The organism is Pseudomonas sp. Pc102, from assembly GCF_018408275.1.
GTDB classification, from domain to species: domain Bacteria; phylum Pseudomonadota; class Gammaproteobacteria; order Pseudomonadales; family Pseudomonadaceae; genus Metapseudomonas; species Metapseudomonas tohonis.
The window spans coordinates 1,798,002-1,813,624 of the sequence record NZ_AP021905.1 but is presented as its reverse complement, the minus strand read 5'-3'; the positions used below and the strand labels follow the sequence as shown (position 1 = coordinate 1,813,624).

Below are 15,623 nucleotides of genomic sequence, written 5' to 3'. Positions count from 1 at the left end.
CCGGGCGGCCGTTGCAAGGAGTCACGACAGATGCGCAAGGCGCTCAGACAAAGCATGCACTGGCATGCCGGCCCGGCAGCCTGGGGGCCGGCCGCCATCGCCGGCCTGGGCTGCGGCCTGCCGCTGATGCTGGGTCTGTTCACCGCCCATACCGGCTTCCTCTGGGCCGCCACCGGCGCCTTCCAGGCCGCCCTGGCCAACCCCATGCACCGCTTCGGCATGTTGCGCATGCTGCTGCTCACCCTGCTCGGCGCCCTCAGCGCGGGGGTCGGCTTCTGGGCCGCCAGCCATCCCCTGCTGAGCCTCGCCAGCTTCGCCCTGTGGGGCTTCTTCCTGGCCCTGCTGCAGCGCTACGGCACCGAACTGGGCAAGCTCGGCGTCGGCCTGGCGGTATGCCTCTGCCTCGGCCAGGGTCAGGCCGGCAGCGGCAGCCTCAACAATGGCCTGGCAGTGGGGGCGCTGTTCGCCATCGGCGGGCTCTGGGTGATGCTGCTGGCGTTCTTCCTGCGTGGCATGCACGGGCTGCGCCTGTGGCCCCTGCTCCCACGCCTGCTCGGCTTCAGCCGTGTACTGCGCCGCCACGCCGCGCGGCTGCCCCGACGGCTGTGGTGGATCCACGCGCTGGCCTGCACGCTGGCCATCGCCCTGGCCGGCCTGGCCGCCAACCTCACCGGCATGCCGCGCGGCTACTGGCTGACGCTGACGGTGGTGACCACCCTGCAGATGGAACTCGACAGCAGCCTGGTGCGCGGCATCCAGCGCGGACTCGGCACCTTGATCGGCGCCCTGCTGCTGATCCTCTTCGGCCACTGGCTGCAGAGCCCGGCGCTGCTGGTGGCCTGCATGCTGCCGCTGATCGTGCTCAGCCGCGCCTTCATCGCCCAGCACTACGGCCTGTTCGTGGTACAGACCACCGTCTGCTTCGTGCTGCTATCCGAAAGCCTCGCCCGCGACTGGCACCTGCCCGAGGTACGCCTCTACAACAGCCTGCTGGGCTGCGCCCTGGCACTGCTGATGGCCTACGCCGCGCACCGCGCGCGCCTGCGCTGGGGCGAGCGCAAGGTCGAAGCCCCGATCTCGCCCGCCACCAGAGGGGTGCCACGACCCGCCCAGGAATAGGCCAGCCGCCGGGCGCGAGAAAAGGGATTGTGGGGTGATCGATGGCGACGCACCGGCTGGGGTGCGCAGCCATCCTGCGCTTCACACCAGTTCGTTGCGATTGGCGAATTCGACCAGCTCGATCAGCGAGCGCGAGTTGAGCTTGAGCAGCAGGCGCGACTTGTAGGTGCTCACCGTCTTGTTGCTGATGAACATCTCGCTGGCGATCTGCTTGTTGGTGTAGCCGTTGGCCAGGTACTTGAGCACCACCAGTTCGCGATCCGAGAGGCGTTCGATCATCTCGCTGTCGTCGGGCATGCCGCCCTGGCGCTTGCCGGTACGGATGACCTCGCTGGGAAAATAGCTGTAGCCGGACAGCACGGCGCGCACCGAGGCGGTCAGCTCGCCCAGGTCGCCTTCCTTGCAGACGAAGCCCGCGGCGCCGGCCTGCATGCAGCGGGCGGCGTAATGGCTGGGGTTCTGCCCGGTCAGTACCAACACCCGCAAGGGCAGGTCCAGCGAGCTGATGCGGGCGATCACGTCGAGGCCACCGAGCTTGGGAATGCCGATGTCGAGGATCACCAGGTCGGGCAGGTGGTCGCGAGCCAACGCGATGGCATCGACGCCATTGTCCGTCTCGGCGACCACCTCATACCCTTCCCGCGTCAACACCAGGCGGACAGCCAGCCGGATGACGGGGTGGTCGTCGACGATCAGAACCTTGCGCGGCGACTCACCGCCTGCGCGAATGAATGCATCCAGGTCTACGAGTTTGCTCACCTTGCGTCTCCATCTACGGTGATTCGGAGCTGCCAAGATAGAGGGGCATCCGAGCCTGTCGAGCACGCCGGAGGCGCTGGAAGTGCTTCCAGACCTGCCGCTCAGAAACTTGAGATAACTCCTACGAAGTCCTAGAGAAAACAACGGCACGGCGCGTCGAATGGTCGTGCGGAGCGATGATCGGACGCATTGCCCTCACCCCTCCCGGAAGACTTCGCACAACGTCGGACGCCAGGGCGTGCGCCACGGTCGCCAGGACGATAGATGCCAGCGACGCGTGACCATCCGACCGCGACGCTATTTATTTCGCCGCGCTGGCACAGCCGTCCAAACGCTCATCTATTCTCCATGCGGGTCTTTTCCTAGACAGGGATTGAGGAGCTTCGGGCAATGCCGTACAAGCCGGTCGAACGCCGTTTTCCGTTGCATGTCCATATCAGCCTGCTGTTCACCCTCCTGTTGCTGACGACCGGCATCGTGCTGGGAATCTTCAACTACAGGCAGACCAGCCAGATCATCCTCTCCAGCAGCGACACGCTCTTCGAGCGCATCAGCCAGGACGTCGAGACCGACCTGGAAAACACCTACCGCCCCATCCACCACCTGCTCAACCTGCTGGCCCTCAACCCCGGCACCCAGCGGTACGCCGGCTACCAGCGCCAGGAGCTGCTGTTGCGCGGCTTCGCCCAGGCGCTGCGCGACAACCCCAAGCTGGCGTCGCTCTATGTCGGCTACGACGACGGCGACTTCTTCATGGTGCGCCCGCTGCGCACCGCCGAACTCAAGCAGCGCTTCGACGCCCCCGAAGGTGCCGCCTACCAGCTGTGGAGCATCGAGCGCGACAACCTCAACCGGGCCCGCTCCGAGTCGCTCTACTTCGATGCGGACCTGGAGCTCATCAGCCGTCGCCAGGAGCTCAACGAGCGCTACGACCCGCGCAACCGCCCCTGGTACTCGCGCGCCCTGGAGCAGGGCAGCCTGATCACCACCCGGCCCTATGTGTTCTTCTCCACCGGCGCGGTCGGCACCACCCTCGCCCAGCCCGCCGGCGACGATGCGGTGATCGCCGCCGACCTGACCCTGAACGACCTGTCCGCCACCCTGGCGCAGCACCGGGTCACGCCCTCCACCCAGGTGCTGCTGTTCTCGCCCGACGGCCACGCGGTGGCCTACCCGGACATCTCCCGGCTGATCGTGCGCATCGATGAAAAGCCGCAACTGGCCATGGCGCGCGACCTCGACCCGGCCGTCGCCGCACTGATCGACATGGGCCTGACCCAGGACCAGCGCACCACCCTGGAACTGACCAAGCGCCGCTGGGTGGTGTCACAGAACCGCCTGCTGGCTGGCGGCCCCGACGGCCTCTACCTGGCGTTGCTGGCACCGGAGGACGAACTGCTGGCGGACGCCTATCGCATCCGCTGGCAGGGGGCGGTGCTGACCCTCGGCATTCTCTTTTTGTGCATTCCCATCGGCTGGCTGCTGTCGCGGGTGCTGGTCAAGCCGCTGAAGGCCCTCGTGGCCGAAGCGGAGGCCATCCGCAGCTTCAACTTCGAGATCCCTACCATGGGCCGCTCGCCGGTGCTCGAGGTGGACCAGCTCGCCGTGGCGATGGCGAAGATGAAGGACACCCTGGCCAGCTTCCTGGAAATAACCGCGAGCCTCTCCGCCGAGAACCGCTTCGACGCGCTCTTGCGCCGCGTGCTGGAGGAAACGGTAGCCATAAGCGAAGCCTCCGGCGGCTTCATCTACCTGCTGGACGGAACCAGCGGTCGCCTGGAGCCCAGCGGTCTGTTCCTTGGCGGTAGCGAACACGACCTCGAGAACCACGGCCTGCGCAGCCATGCCCTCGACGAAGCGGGATTGCCCGACTGGCTGCGCCTGCCAGCGAGCGGGGGAGTCAGTCAGGTGCGCTCGTTCGGCTTCGACCAGGCCGACGATTTGCGTGAAGTGCTACGGACCCTGGAAAGTCCCCGGATGCACATGGTCAGCACCGGCCTGCACAATCGCCAGGGCGAAACCGTCGGCGTGCTGGCGCTGCTGCACAGCGACACGGGCGACAGCGGAGAACCGGCCATGCTCAGGCCCGAACGCATCGCCTTCGTCGAAGCCATCTCCGGGGTCGCCGCGCTGTGCATCGAAAGCCAGCGCCTGCTGGAGAAACAGAAACAGCTGCTCGACGCCTTCATCCAGCTCATCGCCGGCGCCATCGACGCCAAGAGTCCCTATACCGGTGGCCATTGCCAGCGCGTGCCGGAGATCACCCTGGCGCTGGCCCGCGCCGCAGCGGCCAGCGACGAGCCGCCCTTCCGCGACTACACCCCCAGCGACGAAGACTGGGAGGCCCTGCACATTGCCGCCTGGCTGCACGACTGCGGCAAGGTCACCACCCCCGAGTACGTGGTGGACAAGGCGACCAAGCTGGAAACCCTCTACGACCGCATCCATGAGGTGCGCATGCGCTTCGAGGTGCTCAAGCGCGATGCCTGGGTCACCTACTGGAAGGCCGTGGCCGAAGGCGCCGACGCATCCACCCAGGCCGGCCTGCGCGACGCGTTGCTGGCAACCCTGGACGAGGAGTTCGCCTTCATCGCCCGCAGCAACCTGGGCGGTGAGTTCATGGCCGAGGAAGACCAGCAGCGCCTGAGGACCATCGCCACGCGCACCTGGAGCCGGACCCTGGACGACCGCCTCGGCGTGTCCTGGGAGGAAGGCCAGCGCATGGCCCGCACCCCGCCGCGCCCGCTACCGGTGGACGAGCCGCTGCTGGCCGACCGCCCCGAACACCTCCTGGAGCGGCCGGAAAGCGAGCGCATGGCGCCCGACAACCCCTGGGGATTCAAGCTCGACGTGCCCACGCACAAGTTCAACCGCGGCGAACTGCACAATCTCTCCATCGCTCGGGGCACGCTGACGGCGGAGGAGCGCTACATCATCAACCACCACATCGTGCAGACCATCCTCATGCTCGACCGACTGCCCTTCCCGCCGCACCTCAAGGGCGTGGCCGAGATCGCCGGCGGCCACCACGAGAAGATGGACGGCAGCGGCTACCCGAAACGCCTGAGTCGCGAGCAGATGAGCCTGCCGGCGCGGATGATGGCCATCGCCGATATCTTCGAGGCGCTGACGGCTGTGGACCGCCCCTACAAGAAGGGCAAGACGCTGTCCGAGGCGCTGGGGATCATGGTCGGCATGTGCAAGGGCGCGCACATCGATCCGGAACTGTTCGGCCTGTTCATCCGCTCCGGCGTGTACCGCGACTACGCGGAGCGCTTCCTGCGGCCCGAGCAGATCGACGCAGTGGACGAGGGCGCGATCCTGGAACGCGCGGGGCTGGGCAACTAACCCTTCCGGCGCCACGGTGTCGGGTTGCAGCCGGCCTGGCAGGTCGCGCCACACCGGTGGTGAATCGCAGGCATGAAAAAGGGGCGCATCAAGCGCCCCTCTTCAATACCGCCGGGATCACTGGTTGATCGGGTTTTCCGGGTACCAGACATCCACCAGCGGGCTCAGGGTGAAGCTGGCCAGCTCGCTGCGGCCCTTGAGCCAGGCTTCCAGCTTGCCGCGCTGCTCCTCGCTGACCGAGCCACGCTTGGACAGGCAGACGAAACCGTAGTCGTCACCGCCGACATAACCCAGGCCGTTGCCCTGGATCGCGTCGTCGATGAACTGATCGAGGAAGCTTTCCAGCTCCGCTTCGGCCAGCCCGTCCTTGTAGGTCAGGCTCAGCTCGCAACCCAGCTCCTGGAATTCATCGACGCAGAGCTTCTTTCGCAGGCGGCGGGAACGATTTGTGGCCATCAGGCAATCCTCTTCATGTGTTCAAGCGCGGCACTCTAGCAGTTTCATCGCCACCTTGCCCGCCCGCGTGGCGGAACGGCGCAACGGCGGGCCACAGCGGCCAGGTGCGAGCGGTCAGCAGCACGAGCGCCCGGGGAATGCTTACGGCATAATGCGCGCAATTTCCCGAACACGTTGTGGGAACCTGCCATGCAAAACCGCGTTACTCGCCCTCGTGCGGAGGGCCTTCGTTGATGTTCAAGTCCATTCGTATCCTCGCCCTGACCGGCCTCCTTCTTCCTTTCGCCCAGCCGGTTTTCGCCATCCAGGTCAACTCCACCCTGCCGGCCAAGGTCCAGCAGGCCCTGAAGAAGAACAAGATCCCGCAGAACTCCCTGTCCCTGGTCACCCTGCCCCTGACCGGTCCGGGCGCGCAGACCATCTTCAACGCCGATGTCTCGGTGAACCCGGCTTCCACCATGAAGCTGATCACGACCTATGCCGCCCTGGAGCTGCTCGGCCCCACCTACCAGTGGAAGACCGAGTTCTACACCGACGGCACCCTCAAGGACGGCGTGCTCAACGGCAACCTCTACCTCAAGGGTGGTGGCGACCCGAAGCTGAACATGGAGAAGCTCTGGCTGCTGATGCGTGACCTGCGCGCCAACGGCGTGCTGAAGATCACCGGCGACCTGGTGCTCGACCGCAGCCGCTTCGTGCACCCGCAGCTGCCGGCCTTCAACGATGACGGCGGCGACGAGAACAAGCCCTTTCTGGTCGGCCCGGACTCGCTGCTGGTCAACCTCAAGGCGCTGCGCTTCATCGCCCGCGCCGACGGTGGCCGCGCCAGCATCGCCGCCGAACCGCCCATCGAGAGCATCCGCATCGACAACCAGGTCAAGGTGACCAAGGCGGCGCCCTGCCCCGCCTGGCCGGACGTGCGCTACAACCCGGTGACCCAGTTCGATGGCACCACGGTGATCGCCAGCGGCAGCCTGCCCGACGGCTGCAGCGCGCAGACCTACCTGTCGCTGCTCGACCATCCCGCCTACGCCGCCGGCGCGGTGCGGGCGATCTGGAAGGAACTGGGCGGCAGCATCCTCGGCAAGGACCGCCTGGCCGGCGTGCCCAAGGACGCCAAGCTGCTGGCACGCGCCTTCTCCCCGGACCTGGTGGAGATCATTCGCGACATCAACAAGTACAGCAACAACACCATGGCGCAGCAGCTGTTCCTCAGCATCGGCGCGCAGTTCCGCAACGACGCGGACGGTGACGACGCCAAGGCCGCGCAACGGGTGATCCGTGCCTGGCTGGCGAAGAAGGGCATCACAGCGCCGCACCTGGTGATGGAGAACGGCTCCGGCCTGTCGCGCCAGGAGCGGGTCAGTGCGCGGGAAATGGCGACCATCCTCCACGCTGCCTGGCAGAGCCCCTATGCCGCCGAGTACATCGCATCGCTGCCGCTGGTGGCGATGGACGGGACCATGCGCAAGCGCCTGCGGCGCACACCCATGGCCGGAGAGGCGCACATCAAGACCGGCACCCTGAACACGGTGCGCGCCATCGCCGGCTTCAGCCGCGACAACAGCGGCAACACCTGGGCGGTGGTGGCCATCCTCAATGACCAGCGCCCCTGGGGAGCGTCCTCGATCCTCGACCAGGTGCTGCTCGATCTCTACGGCCAGTCCAGGCGCTGAGTAGCACCCCACCCTTTCCGGGTTCCCCCGGAAAGGGCAGCGGGTCACTCCGCATCCCGCACCTGGTTTCGCCCACCCTGCTTGGCCGCATAGACCGCCGAATCCACACGCCGCAGCAGGGCATCGGCCGTCTCACCCTCGCGCCAGCTGGCGCATCCGAAGCTGGCGGTGACCACGCCGACGCCGGGCATTTCCTCGCGCAGCAGGGACTGCCACAACGCCTCGGCCAGCGTGTGCGCCTGTTCCAGGTTGGTGTCCGGGCAGAGCACGATGAACTCCTCCCCACCCAACCGGCACAGCACATCGATGCGTCGCAGACGCCCACCCAGACGCTGGCACAGCTGTCGCAACACACGGTCGCCCGTCTCGTGGCCATGCTCATCGTTGATCTGCTTGAAGTGGTCGACATCCAGCATCACCACCGCCAGCGGTCCCTCGCGGCGTTGGGCCCGGGCGATCTCGTTCTCCAGTCGCTCCTGGAAATGCCGACGGTTGTAGACGCCGGTCAGGGCATCGGTGATCGACAGTGCGCGCAGCTCCTGTTCCACCAGCTTGTGCCCGGTGACGTCGGTGATGTAGCCATGCCAGAGCACGCTGCCATCCGCCATGCGCTCAGGCTCGGACTCGCCACGCAACCAGCGCAGGCCCTGGCGCGGCAGCAACACGCGGAAGTCCTCGCGCCAGGTCTGCATGGCCTTGGCCGAATGCAGGATGCTGGCGTAGATCCGCTCCAGGTCCTCGGGGTGCAGGCGGGTGAAGGCCAGCGAGGCATCGGTGTTCACCTGCTCGGGCTCCACTTCGAGGATGTCGCGCACGCCGGCACTGACATAGGGGAAGAGGTGCCGGCCGTCGGGGTACAGCTGGTACTGGTAGATGGCACCAGGCACCTGCGCACTGAGCTTGTCCAGCAGGCGATCACGGTCTTCAAGCGCCTCCTGCACGCGCTTGCGATCGGTGACGTCGACGGCGACGCCCAGGTAGCCGATGAGCGCATCGTTCTGGTCGCGCACCTCGGTGAGGATCAGGTTGCCGGTGAGATGGCTGCCGTCCTTGCGCACGTAGGTCCACTCGTGTTCGTCGTAGCAGTCGCCGGCGGTCACCTCGACCACGTAATGGTGGAAATCCCGGATAGGCCGTGACAGCCGCTTCGACAGCGCTTCGCAGCGCGCCTGGATCTCCGACTCCAGATGCAGCATGCGAGGCCGCTTGCCAAGCATTTCGGCGGCGCTGTAGCCGAGCATGCGCTCGGCACCGACGTTGAACTGGAGGACGAAGCCATCGACATCGGTGGCGATGATCGACACCTGGGTGGCCGCATCAAGAACCCCGCGCAACTGAGCGTGGGCAAGCGCCAGCTCCAGCTCGGCCGCCTTGCTGGCGCTGATGTCGGTCTGGGTGCCGATCATGCGCCGGGGCGAGCCATCGTGACTCCACTCCACCACCTTGCCGCGGTCGAGTATCCACAGCCAGGAGCCGTCCTTGCGCCGCATACGGTGCTCGCTCTGGTAGATCGGCGTCTGGCCGCGAAGGTGTCGCTGCAGGGCGGCATCGACGGCCGGGGCATCGTCCGGGTGCTGCAGGCGCAGGAACAGGTCCGGCTCGTCCGCCACCTCGTCCGCGCCATAGCCGAGCATGTGCTTCCAGGCCGGCGAGTAGAACACCGTCCCCGCTTCCAGCTCCCAGTCCCAGACGCCATGGCCCGCACTGTCCAGGGCGAAGCCCCAACGCTCCTCGCTGAGTTTCAGCTCGAGTTCCCGTTCGCGCAGCTCACGGGTGCGTTCGTCCACCAGGCGCAAGGCGCGCTGGCGCTGGTTGATCAGCAGCATCAGGTACGCCGCCAGAAGCAGGGTGATCAGCCCGCCGGTGGCGACCACCAGGTACCAGACGCCGGTCCGGTTGGTGTGGATGAAGTGGTCGCTGGCACTCAGCTCGAGGCGGTAGCTGCGGTCGGCGAAGACGATGTCGCGCGCCAGGGTCAGCTCGCCATCGGCAGCAGCGGCCCGGCTCTGATAGAGCAACTGCGGACGGGTCGCGTCGGTGATGTCGGTCACCACCATGGCCACGTTGTCCAGCACCTCCTCGGGAATACCGGCTTCCAGCTCTTGGTGCAGGTCGATGACGCTGATCACGAAGCCGCGCAACACATCGAGCGGGTCCCCGGCCCTGCCGAACACCGGGGCCACCACGAGGATGCCCTTGCCATCGCCACCGGCCAGGCCGAGCAGTTTCAGTTGCCCTGAAACCACCGTCCGGCGTCCGGTGCGGGCCTTTTCAAGCAACGCCAGGCGCGTCGGCAGGGAGGCGAGGTCGAGCCCCAGGGGAATGCGTCCAGCCTGGTTGGAGACGCTGTAGAACACCGGCAGGTAGTAGTCGCGAGGTGGGCTGGCAATGGTCTCGCCCGCGTCATCCAGTTCGTGGAAACGAAAGTGCTCCAGGCCATCGGCACGAGCCTCGGCCTCATAGGCGCCGCGCTCGCCTCCCGCCACGCGGGGCACCCAGCTGTAGGCCAGGGTATCGCCCAGCAGCGGCTCGACGAAGCCATGGAATTCGCTGCGACTGACGCTGCTGGAGTTGTTGAAGAAGCGCCGCAAGGCGTCCAGTTGCTTGAGCTGGTCGCCCAGGCGCTCCTGCACCCGGCTCAAACGTTCGGTGGCGACCTGGACGAAGCGCTCGCGAAGCTGCACGCGCTCGGAGCTGTACATGGTGGCGGCCAGCAGCAGGGTCGTGGCGAGGCCGCCGACCAGCACCAGGGCGCAGGCCAGCAGGAGCAGGCCACGACCGGAGGGCAGGCGGGAAAACAGGGAGGACGGTCCCTGGACGAGCGACTGCATGCTCACCTCGGAGGTGGTGATGAGGGACGATCCCTGTGATCACAACCTAGCCAAGATGCTGGCACTTTGCCGATGCGGCGCCCTGCAACCCTCTTTCCGCCTGACGGACGGCTTTCGCCGCCCTCCAATGCCGGGTCCGCGCGTCAGCGGGCGGTGAATTTCCAGGCGCGGTGGATCTTCTGGTTACGGGCGAAATCCGGGTCGATGGTCTCGGCACTGATCTCGCTCACCTGGTAACGCTGGGGCAGGCTCTCGTCCAGTTGGAACTTGCGGAAGTTGTTGGAGAAATACAGCACCCCGCCCGGCGCCAGGCGAGCCATGGCCAGGTCCAGCAGTTGCACGTGGTCGCGCTGCACATCGAACACGCCTTCCATGCGCTTGGAGTTGGAGAAGGTCGGCGGGTCGATGAAGATCAGTTCGTACTCGCCGCGGTCCTCCGCCAGCCATGCCATCACGTCGCCCTGCTCCAGCTTCTGCTTGTCGGAGAAGCCGTTGAGGGAAAGGTTGCGGCGCGCCCAGTCCAGGTAGGTCTTCGACAGGTCGACGCTGGTGGTGCTGCGCGCACCGCCCTTGGCGGCATGCACGCTGGCGGTGGCGGTGTAGCAGAACAGGTTGAGGAAGCGCTTGCCGGCGGCCTCGCGCTGGATGCGCAGGCGCATGGCACGGTGGTCGAGGAACAGGCCGGTATCCAGGTAGTCGGTGAGATTGACCAGCAGCTTGACGCCCCCCTCGGCCACTTCGAGGAACTGCCCCTGTGCGCTCTGGCGCTCGTACTGGCGGGTGCCGGTCTGGCGCTCGCGGCGCTTGACCACGACGTTGGCCGGGTCGACCCCCAGCGCCTGCGGGATGGCCGCCAGGGCGTCCAGCAGGCGGGCCTGGGCCTTCTCCGGGTCGATGGAGCGCGGCGGTGCGTATTCCTGCACGTGCACGCGGTCGCCATAGAGGTCGATGGCCAGCGCGTACTCGGGCATGTCGGCGTCATACAGGCGGTAGCACTGCACGCCTTCGCGCTTGGCCCACTTACCCAGTTGCTTGAGGTTCTTCTGCAGGCGGTTGGCGAACATCTGCCCGCCCTCGGACAGGCGCGCCTGCTCCGGCGCAGGCATGGCGCCCGCCTGTGGCTCGGCAGCGGCTTCCGGGCGACGCGAGCCGGTGACGAACTGGTCGGGCAGCACCTTGATCAGCAGCAACTTGCAGGGCAGCGCGCCGTTCCAGAAGGCGTACTGCTTGTGGCTGCGGATGCCCATGCGCTTGCCCAGCTCCGGCGCGCCGGTGAACACCGCCGCCTCCCAGCCCATGCAGGCCTGGCGCAGGCGCTCGCCGAGGTTCTGGTAGAGGTACAGCAGGCTGGCCTCGTCGCCCAGGCGCTCGCCGTAGGGGGGGTTGCTGATGACCAGGCCCTTCTGGTTCTGGTCCGGGCGCGGTTCGAAGGTGGCCAGTTCCCCCTGGTAGATCTTCACCCAGTCGGAGAGGCCCGCACGCTCGATGTTGTTGCGCCCGGGCTGGATCAGGCGCGGGTCGGCCTCGTAGCCACGGATCCACAGGGGCGGCCGGGCGAGGCCCGCATCCGCACGCGCCTGGGCTTCCTCGTGCAGCTTCTTCCACAGGGCCGGCACATGGCCCTGCCAGTTGGAGAACCCCCAGCGCTCACGCTTGAGGTTGGGGGCGATGTCGGCCGCCATCATCGCGGCCTCCACCAGGAAGGTACCCACCCCGCACATGGGGTCGGCCAGGGCGCCCCCCTCGGCGGCGATGCGTGGCCAGCCGGCACGCAGCAGGATGGCGGCGGCGAGGTTTTCCTTCAGCGGCGCGGCCCCTTGCTGCAGGCGATAGCCGCGCTGGTGCAGGCTGTGCCCGGCGAGGTCGAGGGAGAGGATCGCCTCGCCCTTCTCCAGGCGCAGATGGATGCGCAGATCGGGGCTGACCTTGTCGATCGACGGGCGCTCGCCATTGGCGGTGCGCAGCTTGTCGACGATGGCGTCCTTGACCTTGAGGGCGCCGAAATGGGTGTTGTCGATACCCGAGCCATGGCCACTGAACTCCACTGCCAGGCTGCCGGTGGGCGACAGGTGGTCGTGCCAGTCCACCTCCAGCACGCCCTGATAGAGGTCCTCGGCGTTCTGCACCGGGAAACGCTTGAGCACCAGCAGCACGCGGTTGGCAAGGCGCGACCAGAGGCACAGGCGGTAGGCGGTTTCCAGGTCACTCCGGCCACGGATGGCGGCCACCTGCTCGCGCGCCTCGGCAAGGCCGAGCCCGGTGGCTTCGTCCAGCAGCAGGCCCTCCAGGCTTTTCGGGCAGGTAAGGAAGAGTTCGAAGACATCCGACATGGTAATTCCAGTGCCTTGCGGCTGATCAGCGGCACGGATGCGTCTCCGTGCGGTCATGAATATGTGACTAAAGGTCGCAGAACGGCCCTTCGTCGGATAAGAAAATTCCCATTCTCATCTGTGCGGCTCCATAGCAACGCGACATCATGGGTTTCCCAAGGCCCCATTCCATCGGGCCTGGGCAGTTCATGCCCCGTCCGACGCCCCTACAGCTTATGGTCCGGAAGCCATTCTCGTTACGTCCTTATGACAAAACGATCATTCCAATGCCTCGGGGCAACGGTTAGAACTCAGCTTAATCCGCTGCCGCAACGGTAGCGGATGAAGGGCAGTCACGCCGGCAACTGCTCTTCAGTGGCAGAGCATTTTCTGCCGGGTTCCCAACTTGGGACCGATGGACATAACAGTCAACAAATGAGGGCTACACCCTATGAGAAGACTTAAGCGTGATCCGATGGAACGAGCATTCCTGCGCGGTTATCAGCACGGCATTCATGGCAAATCCCGCGATCTCTGTCCTTTCACCCATCCCACCACCCGCCAAGCCTGGATCAACGGCTGGCGTGAGGGTCGCGGCGACAATTGGGATGGCCTCACCGGCACGGCCGGCATTCATCGACTGAACGAACTCCACGCCGTCGGCTGACACCACGGATCTCACGATTTCACCAAGCACGCCCCATCCGGGCGGCGGGCGCAAGCCCAGGGGCTCCCTAGAGGGAGCCCTTTTTATTTGTCCGCTATCAGCGCTTCGGCAAGGCGGCGATGGCATCCACCGACTCGCGGATCAGCGCCGGGCCCTTGTAGATGAAGCCCGAATAGATCTGCACCAGGCTCGCACCGGCAGCGATCTTCTCAGCCGCGTGGCGGCCTTCGGTGATCCCGCCCACGGCGATGATCGGCAGGCGACCGCCCAGCTCGCCAGCCAGCACCTTGACGGTATGGGTGCTCTTGTCACGTACCGGCGCACCTGACAGGCCACCCGCCTCGTCACCATATTCCAGCCCCTCGACGCCTTCGCGGCCCAGGGTGGTGTTGGTGGCGATCACCGCGTCCATGCCCGACTCCCGCAACGCACCGGCCACCAGGGCGGTTTCCTCGTCGCTCATGTCCGGGGCGATCTTGATCGCCAGCGGCACACGACGGCCATGCTGGACGGCGAGGTCTTCCTGGCGCAGGCGCAGGGCTTCGAGCAACTGCTTGAGCGAGTCGCCGAACTGCAGGCTGCGCAGGCCGGGGGTATTGGGCGAGCTGACGTTGACCGTCACGTAGCTGGCATGGGCGTAGACCTTGTCCAGGCAGATCAGGTAGTCGTCCACCGCGCGCTCGACCGGGGTGTCGAAGTTCTTGCCGATGTTGATGCCCAGCACGCCCTTGAACTTCGCCGCGCGAACCCGGGCCAGCAGATGATCGACGCCATGGTTGTTGAAGCCCATGCGATTGATGATCGCCTCGGCCTCGGGTAGGCGGAAGAGACGCGGCTTGGGGTTGCCCGGCTGCGGGCGCGGCGTCACGGTACCGATCTCGACGAAACCGAAGCCCAACTGGGCGAAGCCGTCGATGGCATCGCCGTTCTTGTCCAGGCCGGCGGCCAGGCCGACGGGATTGGGGAACTCCAGCCCCATGACCTTCACCGGCAGGCTGGCCGGCGCTTTGGTCAGCAAGCCGTTGAGGCCCAGGCGCCCCCCGGCGCCGATCAGGTCGATGGACAGCTCGTGGGAGGTTTCCGGGGACAGTTTGAACAGCAGCTCGCGGGCCAGGGTGTACATGGGCGGGTATCGATCGGCGGGATGGGCCGGCGATTATAGCTGCCAGCCCCGCCTCAGGCGAGGCGACGTAACGCCAGCAGCGAGCCGGAGGGATCGAATTCCAGCTCGAATGAACCATGAATGCCATCATGGGTCAGAAAAGGCCGCAAATGATGTGCAGGCAGGCTAACCTTGCGCCCGTCGCGGCTGCGCAACATCACTCGGTTGGCGTGGCCCTGGTAGACCGCGAGAAAGCGCTCGGCGGTCAGGGAGATATCCAGCACCAGGCTGGGCATGGAGGCATCCTCTTGGTTGAAATGAACAACAGTATCGTTCCGCGCCCCCAGTGGACGCCAGGTACGGACGCATTGGCGGGCAAAGCCGTGCAGCCTCGCCCGACCTCTGCCACACTGCCACTCGTGACCTGGGAGTCCTAGTCTGGCCATGAGTTCGCAGTCGTCCCCATCCTCTCTTTCATCACGCCTGGCCGCCCTCGCGCAACGCCTCGGCCTGGGAGGACGTGCGCCCCGACTGCTGGAAAGCGCGAGCCAGCTGCGCTTGCCGTTCCAGCAGTTGAAGCCCCCGGCCGCCGATATCTGGTGGCAGAACGGCCCGCCCCTGCAGCGCCTGGTCGACCTCCCGCGCAACGCGCTCTCCGGTCCGGTGCAGGAAGACAAGGCCCAGGCCCACGCGGTGCTGATCCGCGTGGTTGAACTGGAGCAACGCGAACTCACCAATTTCGACCTGCGCCTGATCGATGGGTTCTGCGGCACCGAGGGCGCGATGCCCAGCTGCCCCAGCTTCGAGGAATTCGCCACCACGCCGGCCTGTCGTAGCGTGCGCATCATCAGCTACAAGGATTTCGTCAAGGCCATCAGCCTGCCGCTGCCGCGCTTCCTGGCCGGTGAACGGATCAGCCTGTGCCAGTCCAGCTGGCACGGCAAACGCGTGTTCTGGAGCGGCACCCACCACCTGGAAGCCTTTGCCGCCGCCATCGCCTACGCACGCCGCCGCGAGCTGGAAATCAGCCTGCCGGCCGAACTCGCCACCTACCGTCTCAACCCCGCGGGCCTCGCCGAGCTGGACGCCCACTACCACGTACTGGCCATGCCGGTGCAGGCATGGAGCGACCCGGCCTTCATGGGCCTGCTGCTCGACGGTGGCATCCCCTATGCCCGCCTCGCCTTGCTGAAGAACAGCGGCGCCCCCGAACTCCTGCTGCTGCCCAAGGACCACCCCGAGGCCACCGCCCTTGGCGAAGGCCTGCGCCTGGCCGGCGCCGCCGATGTGGTGCGCTACCTCGCGTCCCTGAGCTGACCGCCTCCTACGTCGCCCTTATACGTACAGTTGGAGACA

General features: G+C 66.4%; 11 protein-coding genes. 5 read left to right on the top strand and 6 right to left on the bottom strand.

Translation table 11 applies throughout. From position 1 onward, the window contains the following. Window positions 1–30 precede the first annotated feature (30 nt). Window positions 31–1,119, top strand: a complete 1,089-nt coding sequence (locus PHLH3_RS08480) for an FUSC family protein (protein WP_213628889.1) — start codon at window positions 31–33, stop codon at window positions 1,117–1,119. Between the two features lie 81 nt (window positions 1,120–1,200). Here PHLH3_RS08480 and PHLH3_RS08475 read toward each other — a convergent pair whose 3' ends face one another. Beyond that, complete coding sequence (locus PHLH3_RS08475) at window positions 1,201–1,878, bottom strand: response regulator transcription factor (protein WP_173173685.1); 678 nt, start codon at window positions 1,876–1,878, stop codon at window positions 1,201–1,203. Between the two features lie 390 nt (window positions 1,879–2,268). On the opposite strand from PHLH3_RS08475, the gene PHLH3_RS08470 reads away from it, so the two are divergent. Beyond that, the gene (locus tag PHLH3_RS08470) at window positions 2,269–5,226 is read left to right on the top strand and encodes an HD domain-containing phosphohydrolase (RefSeq protein WP_213628888.1); all 2,958 of its coding nucleotides are present in this window, start codon (window positions 2,269–2,271) and stop codon (window positions 5,224–5,226) included. Window positions 5,227–5,343: 117 nt separating this feature from the next. On the opposite strand, the gene PHLH3_RS08465 is transcribed toward PHLH3_RS08470, so the two are convergent. Beyond that, the gene (locus PHLH3_RS08465; RefSeq protein ID WP_111263992.1) at window positions 5,344–5,682 is read right to left on the bottom strand and encodes a 50S ribosome-binding protein YggL; all 339 of its coding nucleotides are present in this window, start codon (window positions 5,680–5,682) and stop codon (window positions 5,344–5,346) included. 233 nt (window positions 5,683–5,915) lie between these two features. Between PHLH3_RS08465 and dacB the strand changes: the two genes are divergently transcribed. Beyond that, entirely contained in the window at window positions 5,916–7,358 is a 1,443-nt protein-coding gene (gene dacB, locus PHLH3_RS08460) for a D-alanyl-D-alanine carboxypeptidase/D-alanyl-D-alanine-endopeptidase (protein ID WP_213628887.1), read from the top strand. Window positions 7,359–7,402: 44 nt separating this feature from the next. On the opposite strand, the gene PHLH3_RS08455 is transcribed toward dacB, so the two are convergent. Next, window positions 7,403–10,189, bottom strand: coding sequence for a diguanylate cyclase (locus PHLH3_RS08455; RefSeq protein ID WP_213628886.1), 2,787 nt, complete (start codon window positions 10,187–10,189; stop codon window positions 7,403–7,405). A gap of 143 nt (window positions 10,190–10,332) precedes the next feature. Then, the gene (gene rlmKL / locus PHLH3_RS08450; protein ID WP_213628885.1) at window positions 10,333–12,519 is read right to left on the bottom strand and encodes a bifunctional 23S rRNA (guanine(2069)-N(7))-methyltransferase RlmK/23S rRNA (guanine(2445)-N(2))-methyltransferase RlmL; all 2,187 of its coding nucleotides are present in this window, start codon (window positions 12,517–12,519) and stop codon (window positions 10,333–10,335) included. Between the two features lie 430 nt (window positions 12,520–12,949). On the opposite strand from rlmKL, the gene PHLH3_RS08445 reads away from it, so the two are divergent. Next, on the top strand, window positions 12,950–13,165 hold the full coding sequence (locus PHLH3_RS08445; protein ID WP_111263996.1) for a ribosome modulation factor: 216 nt from the start codon (window positions 12,950–12,952) through the stop codon (window positions 13,163–13,165). A 97-nt stretch (window positions 13,166–13,262) separates the two neighbouring features. Here PHLH3_RS08445 and PHLH3_RS08440 read toward each other — a convergent pair whose 3' ends face one another. Further along, entirely contained in the window at window positions 13,263–14,288 is a 1,026-nt protein-coding gene (locus tag PHLH3_RS08440; RefSeq protein ID WP_111263997.1) for a quinone-dependent dihydroorotate dehydrogenase, read from the bottom strand. 53 nt (window positions 14,289–14,341) lie between these two features. Then, window positions 14,342–14,563 (bottom strand): DUF2835 domain-containing protein, encoded by a 222-nt coding sequence (locus PHLH3_RS08435; RefSeq protein WP_111263998.1) that lies wholly within the window; start codon window positions 14,561–14,563, stop codon window positions 14,342–14,344. A 148-nt stretch (window positions 14,564–14,711) separates the two neighbouring features. Here PHLH3_RS08435 and PHLH3_RS08430 point away from each other — a divergent pair, with 148 nt between their 5' ends. Then, window positions 14,712–15,584 carry a DUF6685 family protein gene (locus PHLH3_RS08430; RefSeq protein ID WP_213628884.1) on the top strand — a complete coding sequence of 291 codons (873 nt, stop codon included), beginning with the start codon at window positions 14,712–14,714 and terminating at the stop codon, window positions 15,582–15,584. Window positions 15,585–15,623 lie beyond the last annotated feature (39 nt).